This is a genomic window from Ralstonia pickettii (genome assembly GCF_000607165.1).
Lineage (GTDB): Bacteria > Pseudomonadota > Gammaproteobacteria > Burkholderiales > Burkholderiaceae > Ralstonia > Ralstonia holmesii.
The window spans coordinates 1-21,450 of sequence record NZ_JFZG01000024.1; the positions used below are offsets into that span (position 1 = coordinate 1).

The window sequence follows — 21,450 nt, forward strand, 5'->3', positions numbered from 1 at the left end:
GATGATTCTCCAGCAGGACTGCTTTCATGGTTTCCTCGTTTTCTTGTGAAGCGATTCCGGTCAGGCGCGCGCAGGCCAGCCGCTGCGGGCGAGCACGCATGTGACCGTCGAAACCCCGGGACCGTCCGAGAGAAGCGCCCTGCCACCGGCGATGTGCCGGATCTGGAGAAGCGAATTGCGAATGCCGTGGAAACCGTGGTGCCGTGGGGACCAATCCGGTTCCGGATTCGCTTATTGGAAGAACATGTTCTGCATGTGGCGGAAATGCCTTGCACATGCAGAGTGACCGCACGACATAGAGCAAGCATCGGGCCACCTACGTGCAGCGCAACATCTGCTTACACTTGCGGCACAAATGCGGTCATGAGGAAGGCGGTGAAAACCCACTGTGGCAAAGGATCGCTGGGCGGTGGCATCGATTGGTGCGACGCCGCAAATCCACTCCATTTCTGTAACGATTCAGTTACGAATTCGCGGCGTGTGACGGCAGGCCCGGTCATGCCGTCGGTTGTCCACTGAACGTTTTTACAACCTGTTTTAAAACTTACCGAGCGAGCGCGGCAGGCGCCACATTAGCGGCAGGCCGGCAGCGGATAGATGACCGATGCGCCCCTTCAGGGCTTATGGCGCATGGCAAAGAGGAACAGGCTGTCGATGGCGCCCACCATGAAGATGATGCCCGCCGCCATATGCAGCATCCAGGCACCGTCGGCAAACGGCAGTTGGATCGACGTGTGCGGAATGGCCGCCACCGCGCCGGCCGCCACCGACATACGCAGCACCGGCACCCACCACGTGCGCTTGGCGGGCGGCAGATCGTCGCGATGGCGCGGCGCGGGGTCGGGTGTCGAAGAAGACATGCGGCAGGGACGAGATGTGATGGCCATGCTGCATTGTTGAACACAACCGATCGAAGCGAAACAGAAAACAGCGCTAGGGAAGACTCGCACTTCCCCTAATTAAAGCTGCCTAGGCCGGATGCGTAGCCAAGTGCGCGAGGTTCTGCAGCATGTCGGTCGTCATCTCCGCCACACCGTATTCGGGCTTCCAGCCCCAATCGCGCCGGGCGACCGAATCGTCGATGGAATTCGGCCAACTGGCCGCAATCGCCTGGCGGAAATCCGGCGCGTACGCCACCTCGAACGACGGACGATGCCGGCGGATCTCGGCCGCCAGCTGCTCCGGTGTAAAGCTCACGCCTGCCAGGTTGTAGCTGCCGCGCTCGGTGATGCGCTCGGCCGGTGCCTCCATCAACTCGATGGTGGCGCGCACGGCATCTGGCATATACATCATGGGGAGCGCCTCGTCGTGATCAAGGAAGCACGTATAGCGCTCACCCTTCACGGCCGAATGGAAGATGTCGATGGCGTAGTCGGTCGTGCCGCCGCCCGGTGCGGTCTTGTACGAGATCAGGCCCGGATAACGCAGGCTGCGCACATCCACGCCGTAATGCTCGAAATACCAGCGGCACCAGCCCTCGCCCGCCAGCTTGGAAATGCCGTAGACGGTCTTGGGCTCCATGATCGTGCTCTGCGGCGTGTTGTCCGCAGGTGTGGTGGGCCCGAACGCGGCAATCGAGCTGGGCCAGAAGATGCGCTCAAGCTGATGATTGCGCGCGGCCTCCAGCACGTTCAGCAGGCCATTCATGTTGAGCGCCCAGCCCCACGTGGGCGATTGCTCTGCCGCGGCCGACAGCGCCGCCGCCAGGTGATAGATCTGGGTAATGCCGTGGCGCTCGATGATCTCGCGCAACTGGCCGCGATCGGTCACATCCAGTGTTTCGTGGCGGATCTGCGGGTGGCGGCCCCGGGGCACCATGTCGCTGGTCACGACGTTGCCAGTGCCGTAGCGTTCGGCCAGCGCGGCGGCCAGCTCCGTCCCCAATTGCCCGTTGGCGCCGATGATGAGAATGCGCGGCGCCGTTCCAAAATTCGCGCTGGTACCGGTGCTCATCAGATGATCCCCAGTTCCTTGCCTGCGGTTTCAAACGCCTTGAGCGCCGCATCGAGTTGCGCGCGCTCGTGCACGGCGCTGATCTGCACGCGGATGCGCGCCTGCCCCTTGGGCACCACCGGGTAGAAAAAGCCGACCACGTACACACCCAACTCCAGCAGGCGCTTGGAGAGAGCCTGCGCCTTCTGGGCGTCGTACACCATGATCGGCACGATGGGATGGTCGCCCGGCTTGATATCGAAGCCCAGCTCGACGATCTTGCGGCGGAAATACAGCGCGCTGTCTTCAAGCTTGTCGCGCAGCGCGGTGTCGGCTTCCAGCAGATCGAGCACCTTGATGGTGGCCCCAACAATGGACGGCGCCACCGTGTTCGAGAACAGATACGGCCGCGAGCGCTGGCGCAGCAGTGCCACCACCTCCTTGCGCGCACTCGTAAAGCCGCCCGACGCACCGCCCAGGCCCTTGCCCAGCGTGCCGGTGATGATGTCGATCTTGCCGAACACGCCGCGGTGTTCGTGCGAGCCGCGCCCGCGCTTGCCGAGAAAGCCCGTGGCATGGCATTCGTCAATGCCCAGCAGCGCACCGAACTCGTCGCAAATGGCGCGGATTTCATCCAGCCGCGCGATGGTGCCGTCCATCGAGAACACGCCGTCGGTAAACACAAGCTTGAAGCGCGCGCCCGCCGCATCGGCCGCCTTCAGTTGCGCGCGCAGATCATCCAGATCGTTGTGCTTGTAGCGATAGCGCTGCGCCTTGCACAGGCGGATGCCATCGATGATGGACGCGTGGTTCAGCTCGTCGCTGATGACGGCGTCTTCCGCGCCCAGCAGCGTTTCGAACAAGCCACCGTTGGCATCGAACGCCGAACCGTAGAGGATGGTGTCTTCCGTGCCAAGAAACTTCGCCAGCCGCGCTTCCAGCGTCTTGTGCAGGTCTTGCGTGCCGCAAATGAAGCGCACCGAACTGAGGCCGAAACCGTGCGTGTCGAGCGCTTCGTGCGCAGCCTTGAGCACCTCCGGGTGCGACGACAAGCCCAGGTAGTTGTTGGCGCAGAGGTTGATGACCTCCTTGCCGTCAGCCGTGCGGATCACAGCGCCCTGCGGCGAGGTGATGATGCGCTCGGTCTTGTAGAGACCGGCTTCCTCGATCGCCTCCAGTTCGCGGCGGATGTGCGCGTAGAAGGCGTCGGTGGAAGCATTGGCTTGCGTTGTCCCCATGGTGCTGCTCCTGTAGACTGCGTTGATCGATAAATCGAACATGTTCGATATATCGAATAATTCGTTCAATTTACAAGATACCAACCGATGGCACAAGCCCCCGCCACCGATGTCCTTGCCGACGGCCCGCCCGCCGTTGGTGCCAAGCTGCAAGCGCTGCGCCAGGCGCGCAAGCTGTCGCTCGATGAACTGTCGCGGCGCGCAGGCGTGTCCAAATCCATGCTCTCGCAGGTCGAGCGCAATCTGGCCAACCCGACCGTCGCGGTGCTGTGGCGCCTGGCCAGCGCGCTTGGCGTAGGGCTGGCAGATTTTCTGTCGCCCGAAGGCGCGGCCGATGCGGCGCCCGCGGTGACGGTCATCCCCGCTCACTCCATCCCAGTCATCAAAAGCCCGGATGGCAAGTGCGAATTGAAGATTCTTGGCCCTGTGGACCTGGCGGCGCGCTTTGAATGGTATGAACTGGCGATCCAGCCCGGCGGCGTGCTCGCGTCAGAGCCGCACGAGCTGGGCTCGAAGGAGCACATCTCCGTGCTCAGCGGCACGGTGACCGTGCAATCCGGCCCGAGTGAGAAGAAGGTGCGGCACGGGGAATCGGCGCGCTACCCGGGGGATGTGCAGCACGCCATCTCAAACGCCGGCAAGACGGTGGCGACGGCGTTGCTGGTGGTGGAATACGCGCAGTAGCCGCTGCAGCTTGATGCTGCCTAGGCTGCCTGCAGTTGAGGCGCCCGCCACACGCGCGGCAGCAGCACCCCGAGCATCAGCCCGCGCAACGCCATAAACCCCAGCATCGACAACCACAGCCCGTGGTTGCCCCACAGCGGCTGCAGCGTGACCGACAAGCCCCAGAACGCGGCAGCCGCCACGGCCATCGTCACCAGCAGTTCACGTGTGCGCGTCGCGCCGATGAACACCCCGTCAAACTGGAAGCCCCATACCGACACGATCGGCAGCAGTGCCGCCCACACCAGATAGTGGCGCGCGGCTTCGCGCACGGCGGCCTGATCGGTCAGCACGCCAATAATGCCGGCGCCCGCCAGCGCGTATGCGGCGGCAAAAAGCCCTGCGCCCAGCACCGACCAGAACGTCGACACGCGAATCGCCATGCGCAGCGCGGCGCGGTCCCGCGCGCCCATGGCGGCGCCCACCAGCGCTTCTGCGGCGTGCGCAAAGCCGTCCAGCCCGTAGGCCATGAAGGTCAGGAAGTTGAGCAGCAGCGCGTTGGCCGCCAGCACCACGTCGCCCTGCTTGGCACCCGCGTGGGCGAACCAGCCGAAGGCGGCCAGGAGGCACAGCGTGCGCAGGAAGATGTCGGTGTTCAGGCCCATCAGGCGGCGCCAGGCGTCGCGAGCGAGCAATTCGGCGCGCGTGAGCGCCGGCAAACCCATCGGCCGTTGCAGCCAGAGCAGCAGCATGCCGAGCCCAAACCCGGCAATGTCAGCCAGCGCCGTTGCCGCGCCAATACCGCCCACGCCCATGCCAGCCCCCAGCACCAGGGTCAGCACTGCCACCATGTTCACGGTGTTGATGAACACCTGCAGCAGCAAAGCACGCCGCACCTGCTGGCGCCCGAGCAGCGTGCCGAGCACCACGTAGTTGGCCAGCGCAAACGGCGCCGACCAGATGCGCGTGTGGCAATACACCTCGGCCATGCGGGTGACGGATTCGCTCGCACCAAGCAGCGCCAGCGTGATGCGGATCGCCGGCACCTGCAGCACCAGCAATGCCGCTCCAATGGCGAATGCCAGCAGCAGCGCGCGCACCACGCTGGCCCGCAACGCTTGCGTGTCGCCCGCGCCGTGCGCCTGCGACACCAGCCCCGTGGTGCCCATGCGCAGGAAGCCAAACCCCCAGAACACGAAGTTGAAGAAGACCCCGCCCAGCGCCACGCCGCCAATGTATTCCGGCCCCGGCAGATGCCCGGCCACGGCGGTATCCACCGCCGAGAGGATCGGCTGCGTCAGGTTGGCCAGCACGATGGGAAACGCCAGCGTCAGCACGCGCCTGTGCCACTGCGCAGGTGACGCAGGTGCAACCGAAGTGGCGAAAGAGGACTCCATGCGGAGAAAAAACTGCGAGGAACGATGAAAAAGGCGGTGCAACCGCTCACGATTTCGCTATCATTGCGCCCCATTGCGGGCTCCGGAATCGGGCGGCAAGTGCGGCACCCCGCACAACGTCGCCGATGACTATACGCGAATCCCCCCGGAAGGCAGACACCGTGTTTTGCCTTTCATCGCGGCCGGACGGGTGCGGTTGATGCTACGCATCATCCGGCACACGCATGTCCCAGGCTGGTGACACCCACCACATGGGACGGCGGGCGGCGCCCAAACAGCGTCGCCTCGGTAGAACTAAGCGGACTGGTAAGCAACCGCGATGCCCTGTCGAACTTCCGACTCGCCGGGGCGGAGACTCCTCTTGGAAAAAAACGTACAACGCAATCTGGGCGCCTGGGCATTGATGCTGACCGGGCTGGGCTCGATCATCGGTTCCGGCTGGCTGTTCGGCGCCGGCCACGCTGCAAAGGTGGCGGGCCCCGCTGCCATCTTCACCTGGATCATCGGCGCAGTCGTCATCCTGGCCATTGCCCTGACGTATTCCGAACTGGGCGCGATGTTCCCGGAATCGGGCGGCATGGTGCGCTATGCGCGCTACTCGCATGGCTCACTGGTGGGCTTCGTGGCGGCATGGGCCAACTGGATCGCCATCGTCACCGTCATCCCCATCGAGGCCGAGGCCTCCATCCAGTACATGAGCAGTTGGCCGTGGCCCTGGGCGCAGTCGCTGTTCCAGCACGGTGAGCTCACGCCGCCGGGGCTTGTGTTGTCGGCGGTGCTCGTCGTCGTGTACTTCCTGCTGAACTACTGGGGTGTGAAGGTGTTTGCCAAGGCGAACAACGCCATCACGATCTTCAAGTTCATCATTCCGGCCGCAACTGCGGTGGCCCTGGTTGCAGCAGGGTTCCACCCGGGCAACTTTGGCACGGCCACGGGTGCGAACGTGGCAGGACAGGGCTTTGCCCCGTACGGCTGGTCTGCGGTGCTGACCGCCATTGCCACCAGCGGCATCGTGTTTGCATTCAACGGTTTCCAGAGCCCGATCAACCTTGCGGGCGAGGCACGCAACCCGGGCCGCAACGTGCCCATCGCGGTGATCGGTTCGATCCTGCTGGCCGCGGTGATCTACGTGGCGCTGCAAGTGGCCTTCCTGGGCGCGGTGCCGCCTGAGTCGCTCGTCAATGGCTGGCACGGCATTGATTACCACTCGCCGTTCGCCCAACTGGCGATTGCGCTGAACCTGAACTGGCTGGCCGTCGTGCTGTACGTCGACGCCTTCGTCAGCCCGTCGGGCACCGGCAGCACGTACATGGCCACCACCACACGCATGATCTACGCGATGGAGCGCAACAACACCATGCCGGCCATCTTCGGCCGCGTGCACCCGCTGTTTGGCGTGTCGCGTCCGGCCATGTGGTTCAACCTGGCGGTGTCGTTCATCTTCCTGTTCTTCTTCCGTGGCTGGGGCGCGCTGGCTGCCGTCATCTCGGTGGCAACGGTCATCTCTTACCTGACGGGCCCGATCAGCGTGATGTCGCTGCGCCGCACGTCGCCGCAACTGCATCGCCCGCTGCGTCTGCCGGGGCTGTCGCTCGTCGCGCCGTTCGCGTTTGTGTGCGCATCGCTCATCCTGTACTGGGCCAAGTGGCCGCTGACGGGCGAGATCATCGTGCTGATGCTGGTGGCGCTGCCCGTGTACTTCTATTACCAGGCCAAGGCCGGCTGGCCCGACTTCAAGACGGAACTCAAGGGCGCGTGGTGGATGATCGCTTACCTGCCGACCATCGCCGCGCTGTCGTACTGCGGCAGCACGGAGTTCGGCGGCCACGGCTACATCCCCTACGGTTGGGACATGGGCATCGTGGCAGTGCTCTCACTGTTCTTCTACCACTGGGGCGTGGCCAGCGGCTGGCACACGCGCTATCTGGATGAAGTCGAACACGTACATGACGACGTGCAAGCGCACGACACCAAGCGTGCGCCGCGCGCCGTGCCGCAACGCGCCTGACACCGCTGTTGCTCGCAAGAAAAAACGCCCGACCGGTTCTGCCGGCGGGCGTTTTTTTCGTTGCAGCAGTGACGCCTTAGCGAGAGCCCCGGCTGCGAAAGCTCAGATCGCGTCTTTATCCGAACCGGCTTTGATGAAATCGATGAACGCCCGCAGCGGAGCCGGCACGAGCCGCCGCCCCGGATAGTAGAGATACGGCCCGGGAAACGGCCGCCACCAATCTTCGAGCACGGGTTCAAGCGCCCCGCTCGCAAGATGCGGGCGCAGCCAGTCTTCGTACAGATGCACGACGCCGACGCCGGCAACAGCGGCGTCCACGACAAGATCCGTCGCGCCGCCAATACGGACGAGCAGCGGGCCCGACGGGTCCACGTTGACCACTTCACCGTCACGCTCGAATTCCCACGGCGGCATGGCGCCGCTCGCAAACCGCCCGCGCATGCAGGCGTGGTCCAACAGGTCGCGCGGATGAGTGGGGCGGCCGCGTCGATCGAGATAGCCGGGTGCCGCCGCCGTCGCGAACCGCTGCGTTCGCGGCCCGATCGGAACGGCGATCATGTCCTGTTCGAGCCGCTCGTCATAACGGATGCCCGCGTCGCAGCCGGCGGCAAGAATGTCGACGAAGCTCTCTTCCGCCACGACCTCCAGCCGGATCTCGGGATAGGCCTCAAGAAAGCCCGGGATGATGGCAGGCAGCACGAGCCGCGCGGCGCTCATCGGCACATTGAGCTTCAGGGTGCCTGCCGGTCTTTCGCGGAAATTGTTGACGACGTCCAGCGCGGCTTCCACCTCGCTCAAGGCCGGCCGCAGACGGGTAAGCAGGCGCTGCCCCGCTTCGGTTGGCGAGACGCTGCGCGTCGTGCGGTTCAGCAGGCGCACACCAAGCTGCGTCTCAAGCCGACGCACCGCCTCGCTCAGCCCCGATGCGCTCGCGCCCATCAGCCTTGCGCCCTCGCGAAAGCCCTTGGCTTGCGCCACCGCCACGAAGGCATTCAGATCACCCAGATCGACTTGCATTGTTCACTTTTTCGCACAGCCCGTGCGGATTATGTCCTCTTATCGAGCAGGGCGCTTACGCCTAATCTGCCGTCACCTCGTTTTTCACACAGGAGTGTGACCATGTCCCCCATCGTTCAGTCCGGTACGTTTTCCATCGGCAGCCATCGCGTGCATCGTCTCGGCTACGGCGCCATGCAGCTCGCCGGCCCCGGCGTCTTCGGCCCGCCCAAGGACCGCGACGCGGCGCTTGCGGTGTTGCGTGAAGCCGTTGCCTCGGGCGTCAATCACATCGACACCAGCGACTTCTACGGCCCGCACATCACGAATCAACTGATCCGCGAAGCCTTGCATCCCTATCGCGACGATCTGCTCATCGTCACCAAGATCGGCGCCAGGCGCGACGCCCACGGCGCGTGGCTGCCGGCATTCTCAGCGCAGGCGCTGACCGAAGCCGTGCGCGACAACCTGCGCAACCTCGGTCTGGATGCTCTGGACGTGGTGAACTTGCGGATCATGTTCGACACGCATGGCCCCGCCGAAGGATCGATCGAAGCGCCGCTCACGGCCCTGGCCGAACTGCAACGGCAGGGGCTCGTGCGGCACATCGGGCTGAGCAACGTCACGGCCAACCAGATCGCAGAAGGGCGGCGAATCTGCGACATCGTCTGCGTGCAGAACCACTACAACCTCGCGCACCGAAACGACGACGGCCTGATCGACGCACTGGCCGCCGACGGCATCGCGTATGTCCCGTACTTTCCGCTAGGCGGGTTCAACCCGCTGCAATCGTCCACGCTCAACGATGTGGCGACGCGGCTCGGCGCGACTCCCATGCAGACGGCCCTCGCATGGCTGCTGCACCGGTCACCGAACATTCTGGTGATCCCGGGCACCTCGTCGGTCGCCCACCTGCGCGAGAACCTCGCTGCGGCAGCGATTGCGTTGCCGGAAGAGGCGATGCGCGAACTCGACGCCGTTGCACTTTCCACGGACGAGGCCGCCTGATTTTGTGCAAACGCTTGGCGGGCCCACCGAGTCATCATCGAAACGCGATGGAACCCGCCGTCTGTAGCGCCGCCGCTATGCCGCCTTCATCAGCCCTTCCATCGCCTCGCGCACATAGGCGATCAGATCCGGACCCATCCACGGGCTGGCGGAAAGCTCCGGCTCCCGCTCCATTGCAAGGCGCACCTTGGCCTGCGTTTGCGGATCATCCCCGGCATATGAGCGGAACAGCTCGATCCAATGCCGCGCAAGCTCCTGCATGGCCGGCGCATGCGGTGGCGTGCCCTTGGCCAGATGCTGCCGCACCTCGGCAATCAACGTCGGCCACTCGTTAGCGCGCTTGCCAAAGTTTGCGCGCATGAACTCCAGCTCTTGCGCCGACAGATACTTCGCATAGATCGCCAGCTTGGTTTCGTTCGCCGCCTCCATGATGAAGTCGAGCATTTCCAGGCTGATGCCGGTGCGCTGCTGCAACGCCGGCTCGTTGATGTGCATCGTGTGCAGCTTCGCCGTGAGAACCGGGTCCAGTGCCGCGTCCTGCGCGAGCAGTGCCATCCATTGCTTTGCAAGGGCCTGTGCGTCGCTGCTGCGTGAGGGCACCTGGCGCGTCATCGCATCCTGCACGGTCGATACCAATGCCGCCCACCGTTCATGACGGGCCGTATCGGCGTCCATGCGTTCGGCGCGGGCACGCTCTTCCTGCGAAAGATAGTTGTCGTACATGGTCATCCATTCCAAGGTTGTGAGCCACTCGGTCAATTCGGGCTCCTCCTTGCGCACGAGCTGGCCGTGCAGCCGCGACAGCCGATCGCGCAGCACGCTGGTTTGCGTGATCTGCTGATCGAGCATCGCAATCTGCCGTTCCACGATCGTGGTCAGGGGAATGTCCGGATTGGCCAGGAAAGCCCCGACATCGGCCAGCGACATGCCGAAGCGCCGCAAGGCCTGGATCTGGTGCAGACGGGCGACGTCAGCCTTGTCGTACAGCCGGTAGCCGCTGTCGGAGCGGGCCGAAGGCGTGAGCAGGCCGATGGTGTCGTAGTGATGCAGCATGCGCACCGAGAGGCCGCAGCGTTTGGCGAGATCGCCCACTTTCAACAACATCGTGGCTCCTGTCTTCTGGCTTGGATGTAGGCTAGGACCTCACACAGTGTGAGGGTCAAGCGCGGCGTGAATGGGATCGAAATGGACAGCGCCCGATGAAGACGCAGGCGTATCGAGCATACTGAACCACGCCCCTCTGTGGTGGGGACAATGTCCCGCGAACCCGCGCCGCTGCGTGCGTCACAAAAAATTCATTCAACTCTGTGTTCAGCGGGTCGTTTAGCGGAATGTCCGATCTTGCGTCTACCGCCAACGTCATGACTTTCTCACCGCTTCCCCTGCCTGCGGGCATTGCGCCCGAGATGCTGCGCACGGTGTTCCAACCGATCTTCCGCTTGTCGACCACCGAGGTGCTCGGCTACGAAGCCCTGCTGCGCGGGCCGGTGGGTTCGGCCATGGAGTCGCCCGCAGCGCTGTTTGCCGCAGCGTCGGACACAGCCGGCACGATTGCCCTGGAGACCACCGCTGCGCGTTTGGCCATCGCCAATTTCTCGGCGATGCGGTTGCCGGGCAAGCTGTTCCTGAACTTCAGCGCGCAGGGCGTACGCCAGTTACTGGAAGACCATGCCCGCCTGCTGCATGCCATTGCCGACCACGACCTGCACCCCTCGCGCATCGTCATCGAACTGACCGAGCAAACGCCGATCGATGATCTGGCCAGCTTTGCCGAGGCACTGTCGGTGGCACGCGACTTTGGCCTGCAATGCGCGCTTGACGATTTCGGCACCGGCAATGCCAACCTGAACCTGCTGATCGAACTGACGCCAGACTTCATCAAGCTCGACAAATATTTCCTGCGTGACATTGCCAAGCACCCGGCCAAGCTGGACATGGCACGCACGCTGCAACAGACACTCAAGGGCAGCGCCACCAGCATCATTGCCGAAGGGCTGGAGACCGAAGACGAACTGGGCGTGGTGCGCGATCTGGGCATCCGCTTTGGGCAAGGTTTCTTCCTCGCACGCCCACAGGACAAGCCCGCGAGCGACATGTCGAGCCACGCGGCGCGCGTGCTGCAGTCTTCGCAGATTGCGGTGTTTCCTCAGGCTGTGCGCGTGGGCTGGCGCGCCATCACGGCCAGCAAGCTGCTGCGCGTGGCACCCACCGTGCCCCTGCGCAGCAGCAACGACGACGTACTGCACCTGTTCAACCGCCACCCCGATCTGCACGCCGTGGCGCTGCTCGATGAAGACGAGCGGCCGCTCGCGCTCGTCGCGCGCCGAGCCTTTATCGACCGCTATGCGATGCCATATCACCGCGAGCTGTACGGCAAAAAGCCGGCGTTGGCGTTTGCCAACCGGCAGCCGGTGCTGGTGGAAAAATCCGCTTCGCTCGAAGACATGTCCGCGCTGCTGATGAGCGAAGACCAACGCTACCTGACCGACGGTTTCATCATCACCGAGCATGGCCGCTACCTGGGCCTGGGCACCGGTGAAGAGCTGGTGCGCACCGTGACGGAAATCCGCATCGAGGCCGCACGCTACGCCAACCCGCTCACATTCCTGCCGGGCAACATTCCGTTGAATCTGCACATTGAACGTTTGCTGGAGGCGCGCGCAGAGTTCTATGCCTGCTATGTCGACCTCAACCACTTCAAGCCCTTCAACGACCAATACGGCTACTGGCAAGGCGACGAGATGCTGAAGATGGCCGCCGCCGTGCTGGCCACTGCCTGCGAGCCCACGCGCGACTTTCTCGGCCACGTGGGCGGCGACGATTTCCTGATCCTGTTTCAGAGCGCCGACTGGCAGGCGCGCATCACGCAGGCCATGGCGGCGTTCAACGCCAACGCGCTCGCCATGTATACGCCGGCAGACCGCTCTGCGGGCGGCATCCACGCCGAAGACCGCAAAGGGCTGCCAGCCTTCTTCCGCTTTGTGACGATGGCGGTGGGCGCGCTGCACGTGTACCCCGGTGCCGCGCGCAGCAGCGACGACATCGGCACTGCCGCCGCACTCGCCAAGCGGCGTGCCAAGCAAAGTGACGATGGGTTCTACCTTGAAGCCATGCAGCCTTCCGCCGCGGCAATGCGCGCAATGGCCTAGACAACGCTACAGCGCCGGAATCAGCCCGAGCAGCGCGGCCTTCACCACGGCATGCGTCTTGTTGGCAGCATTGAGCTTGGTGATGGCGTTGCGGATGTGAAAGTTCACGTTGCGCTCGGTCATCTCCAGGATGGCCGCGACTTCGGCCGCCGTCTTGCCTTCGGCCGTCCAGTGCAGTGTCCGGCGTTCAACCTCTTTCAGGCGCGTGGCGGCATCGGGCAAGACCTTTTCTGCCATCAGCGTGCTGATGCTGTCGTGCGCGCGCTGGCTCAGCCAGATCATTTCGGGCTCGCGGGCGGCCAGTTCATCTTCGGTGATAGGCGTGGCGCTGCGGACCAGGCTGAAGGTGCCGAAGATGCCGGTGTGATCCCGAATGGTGTGCGACCACCCGTGGTTGAGCCCGTGCCGGCGCGCGTCCATCCAGAACGGTGCGTCTGCCGTGGCGATGCCGGACCACAGCATTGGCTTGACGCAGCGCTGCCCAAATTGCAGCACCGGGTCGATGGCCAAGTAGCCGCGCACCCGGTAGTGCTCGCGCCAGTGCTCCGGGTAGGTACTCCAGCAGATGGTGTTGAAGCGCGTGATCGGAATGGCTGCACGCAGGGCGTAGGCGCAATAGTCGAAACCCAGTAGAGCCACCGCCTGTTGCAGGCAACGGATGACCGCATCGGCATCGCGCAGGGCGTTCAACTCGCGCAGCAATTCCGCACGCCAGGATGTTGCGCAGCCGTGCGGCAATTGGTTGTGAACGCCCATCCCATTAGCCCCCAGAACACACGCTAAATCGCCATGCCCGCGCCCATTCCCGCCAACTGGCTTTCCTCATTTCAAAACGGGCGGAAAGCGTGATCAGCCTTGCGTTTTGCTGAGGGCAATCGTTGGCGTGCTGGAACTATACATAATCCAAAACGAATTGCGCGCCAGGCATAGCCTATGCAATTAGTAGGTTTTCTCGAATATTTGAATAGTGCAATACAGTGATAAATGAATGGATAGTCAAACGGCTTTGCGCAAAAACACGCCCATTATTTAAATCGGATCTTTATGCGCGAGATGTCCGCAATCGCCATTGCAATCTGTCTACCTGATCGGCCCTTCTTACAAAGTCCGGGGAGGCGGAATTCGTATCGTCCGTTTCCACCATTGCTCGCGGTTCCTGCCTAGGTGCGTCTCCGTACGCATCGTCGCGTTGCGGTGCCGAAAACGCCGCAAAGCGTGCGCCGGCGCCACATTGCAGTGGTGCGAAAGCGCGACACCCAGCAAGGACCACACCGCCGCCCCGCGACGAAACGCCGCAGTAAAAATAACAATATCGACGTTGCACGTGCAGATTGACCGACGTTCGGAAAAATTGACGTGTCAGATTTACACGCGCGTGTGGCGATTCGCTACCACGGCAGCGAATTAGGGCAAGAAGGGCTTTCTTATTGGGGTTTCACAGTGTCAGCGAAACCCTTACAGTCTGGTCCGCGACTCGCCCTCTCGATGTAGTCGAGACCCCGACAAGAAACACGACGGTACGAAGCAACAGGGTTTTTGGCGCGTCTTCATCCTCGTCACTCCCCCGGTTTGTGGCGCTTTTTCAAATCCGGATTTCCCGGAATTGGCGGAGCTTTGCCCAAATTCAAAAAAGTGACGCGGACTTAATGCGGCGGTTGTCCCGCCCCACTGACCCATTTGCATAGGAAGTCCCGTTTCATGCGCTCCACTCTGATTTCTCTTGGCCTTGTCGCCACCGCCGCCCTCGGTCTGTTCTCTGCCGGTGCCCAGGCCAACTGCGTTGCCAATCCGCCCACGCAATCCAACACGACCTTTCCTGCCAGCCTGACCGGCAAGCTCGCGTATCACAGCTACGTCAGCTACGGCGACGGCACCAGTCAGCTCTTCATCTATGATTTTTCGGCACGCACGCTGCAGCAGGTGTCGAAGGCGGCCTGGGGCATCCAGGACCCGATGAATGCGGTGTTCAGCCCCGACGGCAAGTGGATCGCCTTCATGGGCATCACCAACAACGCGTGGAACGTGTTCTTCTGGCAGGTCGGTTCGACCAGCATGCCGATCAACCTGACCAACAGCACCGGCCAGACGCGCAATGAAGACCCGAAGTTCAGCGCCGACGGCAAATCGCTGTTCTTCAAGCAGAACGGCGATGTCATGCAGGCCGCGCTGTCGTACACCAGCTCGGGCCCCGTATTCACTTCCACTGTGAATCTGACGCGCACGGCACCGACGCTGGAAAACTCGATGCCGTTTGCGACGCCGGACGGCACGGCCGTCTACTACACCACGGGCACAGGTTCGGGCATGGGCCTGTACAAACAGACCGTGGGCAGCACCACCAAGGTGGCGTTCGACACGCCGGCGGGCCTGGCGACGTACTACCCGATCGTGCGCGCCGACGGCACCGTCTTCTATGCCCGCTGGCACGACGCTACCAGCCAGGCCGACCAGATCTACACCAAGGTCAACCCGAGCGACACGCCCAACCAGCTCACACTCAACGACTGCAACAGCAACAACTCCGACCCGTCGCCCGTGAACGGCACGAACTACGTGTTCTTCTCGTCGACGAGCGCGGGCGGCTACCAGCTCTACCTGGGCGATGCGAGCAACGGCCAGCGCTGGAGCCTGTCGCAGTTTGGTGTGAACTCGGACACGACCAAGGCGAAGCTCGGCTCGAACTACTACCCGGGCACGCCGACGGCCGCCGCACAGGCTGTCACACTGCTCTCGCAGGGCAAGCCGGCCAGCGCGTCCACCAGCTACAGCGCAAGCTTCGGCCCCGCCTACGCGTTTGACGGCAACACCACCAGCACGCGCTGGGATTCAGTGGAAGGCGTTGCGGGCGCGCAATGGTTGATGGTGGATCTGGGCTCGACCCGCACCATCACCGGCGTCGACCTGTACTGGGACGCCGGCGCCAAGGTGTACTACATCCAAACCTCGAATGACGGCGTGACCTGGACGAACATCTACTCGACGTCGAGCGGTGCTTCGTGGGGCCACACAGCGCTGGCCAACCTCAAGGGCAGCGGCCGCTATGTGCGCATGTACGGCACGCAGCGCGCCACGCAATGGGGTTACTCGCTGGACGAGATGCAGGTGTGGGGCTACTAAGCAGCAGCACCGGCATCATCTGACATGACAAACGCCCCGGTGGCTTCGGCCCCCGGGGCGTTTGTCATTGGTGCGATGGGCGCGCCGCATTGGGGCCTACCCCTAAATTGTCAAAAGCTGAACATTCAGCCTGTGCAGGGCTCGGCACGATGGCGTCTCCGCTCCACGCCAGAGGATCACGATGCCCTCCCGTACACCCCCGAACACCCCTGCGCACGGCATGAGCCGGCGCGATTTTCTGACGCTCGGCACCGCCGCTGCCAGCCTTGGCGCACTGGGCGTGAGCCTGCCGGAAGGCGCGCAAGCCGCCGCGCATGCCGCCGACGCCAACTGGCATGCCGGCCAGCTCACGCATCTGATTCCGGCGGCGAGCCACGACCGCTTTCTCATCAAGGCATCGTTCCAGGCACCGCTTGCGCGTGCGCCGTGGCTGATGGTCAACGGCAAGCGCGTCGCCGGGGAGCAGACCGATGCCGCCGGCCGCTTCTGGCGCTTCGATGCGCGGGGCCTGCAGCCCGCGACGCAATACACGCTGCGCATTGTCGATGCGGCCGGCAAGCCGCTGGCCGACGCATGGCCGCTGCGGACTTTTCCCGCACCCGATGCCACCCCCGCGCGCCTGCGTATCCTGGCCTACACCTGCGCCGGCGGTTATGACGGCCCGCCGGTGGCGGGCAAGACCGCGTGGCTGGACATGAGCGCCCGCCGTCGCCTGCTCGCGCGCGGCATGTCGTTCGCGCCCGACACCGTCATCGCCAATGGCGACCACATCTACTGGGATCTGCAGACCTCGCAGAACAAGCCGTTCGCACGCCAGGTGCGCGAACTGATGTGGGCAAAATTTGGCGGCGCGCTCGACACATCGGTGCCAATGTCGCACCCGAAGAACGAAGCCATCTTCACGCGCGTGTGCGATTACCAGATCAGCGGCCTGTACGGCACCACGCTGCGCTCCACGCCGGCGTATTTCCTGACCGACGACCACGACACCTTCGAGAACGACGAGTTCGACGACAAGGTCGCCACACTGCCGCCGGAGCCGTACGGTCTGGTGGGCGCTGAGCTTACGCAACATCGCTACTACCCCGAGTTCCTGCCTGACGCGAACCGCCCCGTGTGGCTGCCCGGCGGTGACAAGGCCGGCATGCCCACCGACACCAACAGCGCCTTCGGCACGCTGCGCTACGGCGCGCTGCTCGAAGCCGTGCTGTACGACTGCCGGCGCTTTCTCGACAACAAGGGCATCCACGCACGCGTGGTGCCGCAATGGGTGGAGGACTGGCTCGTAGCCCGCACGCGCGCCGAAGACACCGCGCATTTCTTCCATGTGCCGTCGCTACCGTTTGCGTATTCGTCGGGCAAGCTGGGCGATTGGTATCCGGACCTGCTCGACAGGAAGACCGGCCGCCTCGTCGCCAACCAGCTCAAGCCCGGTTGGCAGGCCGGTTGGCACTCGCAGCACCAGCGCCTGGTGGCAGCGCTTGCCGAGCAGAAACAACGTGCGGCCGTGATCGTGCAGGGCGACTTCCATGCATCGGCGGCCGGGTCCATGTCGCGCTCGGGCGATCTGACATTCGCGCATCCGGTGCATACGGTCATGACCGGCACGCTCGGCACCGGCGACCTCGCCTTCCCTTCGGCATTCCGCAGCATCGAAACCACACCCGCACTGTCCGTCGCCATGCAGGAGGCGCTGCGCCCGACGGAGAAAAATGGCTTTACCATCATCGACGTGACGCCCGAGAAGATGACTTTCTCGCTGTTCATGTGGCGCCCGCCCGAACCAGTGGAAGCCATCGATACACTGCAGCCGGCGCTGGTGTACGAGGTACCGCGGCTGGCGTGACAAGTCAGCGCAACAACAGGGAGACGCATGGCGCAAATCTGCATCGTGGGGGCCGGCTCGATCGGCTGCTATCTGGGTGGCCGTCTGCTGGCAGCCGGTGCCGATGTTTCGCTGGTCGGCCGCGCGCGCATCGGCAACGCACTGCGTGAGCACGGCCTCACCTTGACGGACTACCGCAACGGCCGCTGGCAGGTACCGGCGGCTGAGGTGCGCTACGCGACCGATCCCGGCGCGGCCGCCGATGCCGATCTCGTGCTCGTCACGGTCAAATCTGCAGCCACGCAGTCCGTGGCCGATGAGCTGAAGCCCCTGCTGCGCGCGGGCGCCATCGTCATCAGCTTCCAGAACGGTCTTGGCAACGCCGACGTGCTGCGGGCCACCCTGCCGCAGCAGACCGTGCTGGCTGGCATGGTGCCCTTCAATGTGATGCAGCCTGGCCCCGGCGCCTTCCACCAAGGCACGGGCGGTGAGCTGGAAGTGGCAGCGTCACCCTTGCTGCAGCCGTTTCTCGGTGATTTCCTCCGCGCGGGTCTGGCGCTCACGGAACGGACCGACATGACAGCCGTGCAGTGGGCCAAGCTGCTGCTCAACCTGAACAACGCCATCAACGCACTGGCCAACCGGCCACTGAAAGAAGAGCTGTCGCAGCGTGCATATCGGCGCTGCCTCGCGCTGGCGCAAATGGAGGCGCTGCGGCTGCTGTCGCGCGCGGGCATCCAGCCCGCCAAGCTGACGCCCATACCGCCCGCCTGGATTCCACGCCTGCTCGCCACACCCGATGCGGTGTTTGCGCGGCTGGGCGGCAAGATGCTCGCCATTGATCCGCTCGCGCGTTCGTCCATGTCCGACGACCTTGCCGCCGGACGCACGACCGAAGTCGACTGGATCAACGGCGAAGTTGTGCGCCTGGCGGAGCGCCTGGGGCAACGCGCCCCCGTGAACGCGCAGCTGTGTGCGATGGTGCATGCCGCCGAATCTGCTGCCACGCGCCCAAGCTGGTCAGGCAGTGATCTGCTGGCGGCCTTGCGGGCTGCGGGTTAGTCGGCGCCGGCCTCGCTCGCGTCCAGCAACAACGTCATGTCCTGAATCTCGATGTGGCCATAGCGCAGGCGGATCGCGCCGAGTTTGACCAGCGCCTGCAGCTCCTTGCTGAGCGTCTGCCGGCTGATGCCCAACATCATCGCCAGCGCGTCTTGCGAGGTGGAGATGCTCGCGCGGCCTTCTGCCGATTGCGACACATCGCCGTGCGCCAGTGAAGCAATACGCCGCGCCACACGTGCCCGCGTACCGTGCAGCGCCGCACTCGCCAGTGAGCCATACGCCAGGCGCAAGCGCGTCGCCACCAGCCGCGCAATCGCTCCGGCAAATGCGGCATCGCGCATCAGTGCTTCAAAGCGCGCCACGCTCACCCCCAGCACGTCCGAATCTTCCAGCGCGATTGCACAATGGCCGCGCGGTTGTTGATCAAGCGTCGACACCCCGCCAAACCAGTTGCCAGGTTCCACCAACGTGAGGATGGCCTCATCTCCGTCAGCGTTGAAGATGGAAAGTTTGAGCGCGCCACTGGCCACGCCAAAGAAGGCATGCGAACCGGCGTCCATCGGATCGCCCTGGCGAAAGAGAAATGCGCCGGCTGCGATGTGCAGGGGCACCGCAGCTTCGAGCAGCGCATCGGCCACGTGCGGTGGCAGGCTCTGGAACCATGGGTTGGTGGTAAATGCGTGCGTCACGATTCTGTTCCCACCCCTCAAGCCCGCCGCCCTAGCACCCATCCGACCGACAGCACATACCGGCTACCACCCACCACGCGCGTCACGCTGTGCTCGCACGCATCGGGGCGGAACAGCTTGATGCGCCGCGTCTGGAAGATCGGGCTGGCACAGACGAACTCGCCGCCCGCCCTCGGTGACTTCAGCACGATGTTCAGCCGATAGTGCCGACCGTTCGTTACGGGGTCGGTATGCGGCGGAATTTCTGAACCGTCCGGATAGCGGATCAGGTAGCTATCAAACGGGATGGGCCACAGCGCGGTGGCCAGCAGCATCTTGTCGTAGCCGGTGCCCTGGCGGCCGCGCTGCCAGCGGAAGGCTGTGCTGAAGAATGCGCGCAAGGAAGACATGGAAGCGGAGCAGCCCGATGGAATCCGGGCATGGTAGCCGGGAACTATCGGCGCTTGTCGAATTTCTTCCAGTACCCGAACGGCTCCTGATGGCACTCGTAGTCCAGCTCGGCCACACGCGTGTGCAGGCGTTCCTGCGCCTCCTGCACGGCAAGGTTGTAGACCACCGGGCCGATCTCTTCCAGAAAGAAACTCAGCAGCGCACCGGCCTGAATGTTGCCGATGCGCTCTTCCATGTGCTCGGTGAAGTAACGCTGGATGGATTGCACGGCCTCTTCGCGGACGTCGCGGTCAAGTTCGATGGGCATGCGAGGGGCTCAGTGGCGGATGGAACCGCCAGCTTACTGCCCGCGGCCATACGCATCCAGCAGCTTGAGCGTGACACCGTTGGTCCAGCCGAAGCCGTCCTGCAACGGGTATTCCCCTCCGCCACCGCCCGTGCCCGTTCCATCCACGATGTATTTCTCGACGAGCTTCTGCTGGCTGGCGTAGAGCTGCTCGACGCTGCCGAGAAAACGCTCGCCGATTGCCTGCGCGAGTGGCTGCCAGCCGTATCGCTGCGCACCGCGCAGCGCGATCCATTGCAGCGGCGCCCAGCCGTTGGGCGCATCCCACTGCTGGCCTGTCTTGAAGGTGGTGGTGGACAGCCCGCCCACCTGCAGCAGCGCCTGCTGCGTCCACTGCAACGTCTTCCACGCGCGGTCTGGCCGTGCGGCGCCCACAAACAGCGGATACGTCATCGCAGCAGACTTGTTATCGCGAATGCGGCCGAGCTGCCAGTCGTAGTCTGCATAGTAGCCGGCGGGGTGCCACAGGTAGCGCTCGATGGCGACGGAACGTTTTCCGGCGCGCACGGAATACTCGACCGTGCATGCAAAATCGCGCGCCGCTGTGCAGCCGCGCGCGATGGTCTTCTCCAGTTGGAACATCAGGCTGTTCAAATCCACCGGCACGATCGACGTGGTGCGAATGGTGCCCAGCGTGGCGTTGTCGCCGAACCAGCGCGAGCTGAAATCCCAGCCGCTTTCGGCCGCTGCGCGCAGGTCGCGCCAGACTTCGTTGGCGGGGCGTGCGGGTGTTTGCTGCGCGGTGGTCATGTCTTGCAGATAGGACTCGGGGCGCGGGGTGTCCTGGTCGTCCCAGTAACGGTTGAGGACAACGCCGTCGCGCATGACGACGACGTTGTTGCTCGCCTGCCCGACGGGCGTGGTGGTGGCGCCGCGCATCCAGTACGCATACTCCTTGCGCAGTTGCGGCAGGTAGCGCTTGAGCGCCGCGTCGCCCTCCTGCTGAGCGGCCAGCTCGACCATCAACGCAAAGAACGGCGGCTGCGAGCGGCTGAGGTAATACGTGCGATTTCCGTTGGGAATGTGGCCGAACTGATCAATGGCATAGGCGAAATTGTCTAGCATGTTATCGACCAGGTCTTCGCGGCCAGCCTCCTGCAGACCCAGCATGGTGAAGTAGGTATCCCAGTAATAGCCCTCGCGAAAACGGCCGCCGGGCACGACGTACGGCTTGGGCAGAGGAATGAGCGAGCTGTTGTCAGGCGCGGTGGTCGTCGTGCGCGTGAGCGCCGGCCAGAGCCAGTCGATGTGTGCGCGCAAGGTCTGCCCTGCAGGCGGTGTCACGGGCGTATCCACCGGTGACGTGAAGTACTGATCGACAAACGCCTTGAGCGAGAAACCCGGCACGTTCTTCTGTGCCTGGTAGGCCTGCAGGATGACGGCCGGTGCGGCTTTGGGCACCGCATCGACAAACGTCTTCTGGTCCGGATACACCTGCGCGGTCTGCACGGCCACGAACAAGTCGCCGTAGAGCTTGTCGGGCGACGGCGGCAGCGCGGCACCCACGCCCACATCGGCCAATGCGGACGACGCCGCCAAACCGAACGCCAGCCATGCAGCAACATTGGCCGCGCGGTGCCGGATCAAAAAGTGAGCCTGTCGATGCATCGTCATCTCCTGCCTGGTGGAC

At 64.0% G+C, this 21,450-nt stretch carries 18 protein-coding genes; 7 read left to right on the forward strand and 11 right to left on the reverse strand.

Features of this window, described 5'->3' with window-relative positions; translation table 11 throughout:
* Nucleotides 1–614: 614 nt before the first annotated feature.
* The 3 genes from BG83_RS27880 to kbl all read right to left on the reverse strand — a co-directional run bounded on the left by BG83_RS27880 (nt 615) and on the right by kbl (nt 3,170).
* Complete coding sequence (locus tag BG83_RS27880; RefSeq protein ID WP_037032073.1) at nt 615–860, reverse strand: hypothetical protein; 246 nt, start codon at nt 858–860, stop codon at nt 615–617.
* Between the two features lie 109 nt (nt 861–969).
* Complete coding sequence (locus BG83_RS0117575) at nt 970–1,953, reverse strand: NAD-dependent epimerase/dehydratase family protein (protein ID WP_024977908.1); 984 nt, start codon at nt 1,951–1,953, stop codon at nt 970–972.
* The gene (gene kbl / locus BG83_RS0117580; protein WP_024977909.1) at nt 1,953–3,170 is read right to left on the reverse strand and encodes a glycine C-acetyltransferase; all 1,218 of its coding nucleotides are present in this window, start codon (nt 3,168–3,170) and stop codon (nt 1,953–1,955) included. Before kbl ends, BG83_RS0117575 begins: the two co-directional genes overlap by 1 nt.
* 87 nt (nt 3,171–3,257) lie before the next feature.
* On the opposite strand from kbl, the gene BG83_RS0117585 reads away from it, so the two are divergent.
* A complete protein-coding gene (locus BG83_RS0117585; RefSeq protein WP_024977910.1) occupies nt 3,258–3,854 on the forward strand; it encodes a helix-turn-helix domain-containing protein in 597 nt (198 codons plus the stop codon).
* A gap of 20 nt (nt 3,855–3,874) precedes the next feature.
* On the opposite strand, the gene BG83_RS0117590 is transcribed toward BG83_RS0117585, so the two are convergent.
* Nucleotides 3,875–5,230, reverse strand: coding sequence for an MATE family efflux transporter (locus BG83_RS0117590; protein ID WP_024977911.1), 1,356 nt, complete (start codon nt 5,228–5,230; stop codon nt 3,875–3,877).
* A 319-nt stretch (nt 5,231–5,549) separates the two neighbouring features.
* On the opposite strand from BG83_RS0117590, the gene BG83_RS0117595 reads away from it, so the two are divergent.
* Entirely contained in the window at nt 5,550–7,238 is a 1,689-nt protein-coding gene (locus tag BG83_RS0117595; protein WP_419177610.1) for an APC family permease, read from the forward strand.
* A 102-nt stretch (nt 7,239–7,340) separates the two neighbouring features.
* Here the strand turns inward: BG83_RS0117595 and BG83_RS0117600 are convergent, their stop codons facing one another.
* A complete protein-coding gene (locus BG83_RS0117600) occupies nt 7,341–8,255 on the reverse strand; it encodes a LysR family transcriptional regulator (RefSeq protein ID WP_024977913.1) in 915 nt (304 codons plus the stop codon).
* A 102-nt stretch (nt 8,256–8,357) separates the two neighbouring features.
* Here BG83_RS0117600 and BG83_RS0117605 point away from each other — a divergent pair, with 102 nt between their 5' ends.
* Nucleotides 8,358–9,242: an aldo/keto reductase family oxidoreductase gene (locus BG83_RS0117605; protein WP_024977914.1), complete on the forward strand. Its 885-nt coding sequence runs from the start codon at nt 8,358–8,360 to the stop codon at nt 9,240–9,242.
* 75 nt (nt 9,243–9,317) lie between these two features.
* Here BG83_RS0117605 and BG83_RS0117610 read toward each other — a convergent pair whose 3' ends face one another.
* Nucleotides 9,318–10,346: a MerR family transcriptional regulator gene (locus tag BG83_RS0117610; protein ID WP_024977915.1), complete on the reverse strand. Its 1,029-nt coding sequence runs from the start codon at nt 10,344–10,346 to the stop codon at nt 9,318–9,320.
* 257 nt (nt 10,347–10,603) lie between these two features.
* Between BG83_RS0117610 and BG83_RS0117615 the strand changes: the two genes are divergently transcribed.
* Nucleotides 10,604–12,391 carry a phosphodiesterase gene (locus tag BG83_RS0117615; protein ID WP_200869054.1) on the forward strand — a complete coding sequence of 596 codons (1,788 nt, stop codon included), beginning with the start codon at nt 10,604–10,606 and terminating at the stop codon, nt 12,389–12,391.
* 6 nt (nt 12,392–12,397) lie between these two features.
* Here BG83_RS0117615 and BG83_RS0117620 read toward each other — a convergent pair whose 3' ends face one another.
* Nucleotides 12,398–13,147, reverse strand: coding sequence for an autoinducer binding domain-containing protein (locus BG83_RS0117620; RefSeq protein ID WP_024977917.1), 750 nt, complete (start codon nt 13,145–13,147; stop codon nt 12,398–12,400).
* Nucleotides 13,148–14,089: 942 nt separating this feature from the next.
* On the opposite strand from BG83_RS0117620, the gene BG83_RS0117625 reads away from it, so the two are divergent.
* The 3 genes from BG83_RS0117625 to BG83_RS0117635 all read left to right on the forward strand — a co-directional run bounded on the left by BG83_RS0117625 (nt 14,090) and on the right by BG83_RS0117635 (nt 18,395).
* Nucleotides 14,090–15,508 carry a discoidin domain-containing protein gene (locus BG83_RS0117625; RefSeq protein WP_024977918.1) on the forward strand — a complete coding sequence of 473 codons (1,419 nt, stop codon included), beginning with the start codon at nt 14,090–14,092 and terminating at the stop codon, nt 15,506–15,508.
* Between the two features lie 181 nt (nt 15,509–15,689).
* Entirely contained in the window at nt 15,690–17,354 is a 1,665-nt protein-coding gene (locus BG83_RS0117630) for an alkaline phosphatase D family protein (RefSeq protein ID WP_024977919.1), read from the forward strand.
* Nucleotides 17,355–17,381: 27 nt separating this feature from the next.
* Complete coding sequence (locus BG83_RS0117635; protein ID WP_024977920.1) at nt 17,382–18,395, forward strand: 2-dehydropantoate 2-reductase; 1,014 nt, start codon at nt 17,382–17,384, stop codon at nt 18,393–18,395.
* Here the strand turns inward: BG83_RS0117635 and BG83_RS0117640 are convergent.
* Genes BG83_RS0117640 through treA form a run of 4 tightly spaced genes read right to left on the reverse strand, consistent with a single transcriptional unit; the run spans nt 18,392 to nt 21,428 of the window.
* Nucleotides 18,392–19,084, reverse strand: a complete 693-nt coding sequence (locus BG83_RS0117640) for a Crp/Fnr family transcriptional regulator (RefSeq protein ID WP_024977921.1) — start codon at nt 19,082–19,084, stop codon at nt 18,392–18,394. The two genes, BG83_RS0117635 and BG83_RS0117640, sit on opposite strands and share 4 nt — an antisense overlap.
* Nucleotides 19,085–19,101: 17 nt before the next feature.
* Nucleotides 19,102–19,473, reverse strand: coding sequence for a 2OG-Fe(II) oxygenase (locus BG83_RS0117645; RefSeq protein WP_024977922.1), 372 nt, complete (start codon nt 19,471–19,473; stop codon nt 19,102–19,104).
* 44 nt (nt 19,474–19,517) lie between these two features.
* A complete protein-coding gene (locus tag BG83_RS0117650) occupies nt 19,518–19,781 on the reverse strand; it encodes a DUF2164 domain-containing protein (protein ID WP_024977923.1) in 264 nt (87 codons plus the stop codon).
* A gap of 33 nt (nt 19,782–19,814) precedes the next feature.
* Nucleotides 19,815–21,428 (reverse strand): alpha,alpha-trehalase TreA, encoded by a 1,614-nt coding sequence (gene treA, locus BG83_RS0117655; protein ID WP_024977924.1) that lies wholly within the window; start codon nt 21,426–21,428, stop codon nt 19,815–19,817.
* Nucleotides 21,429–21,450: the final 22 nt, after the last annotated feature.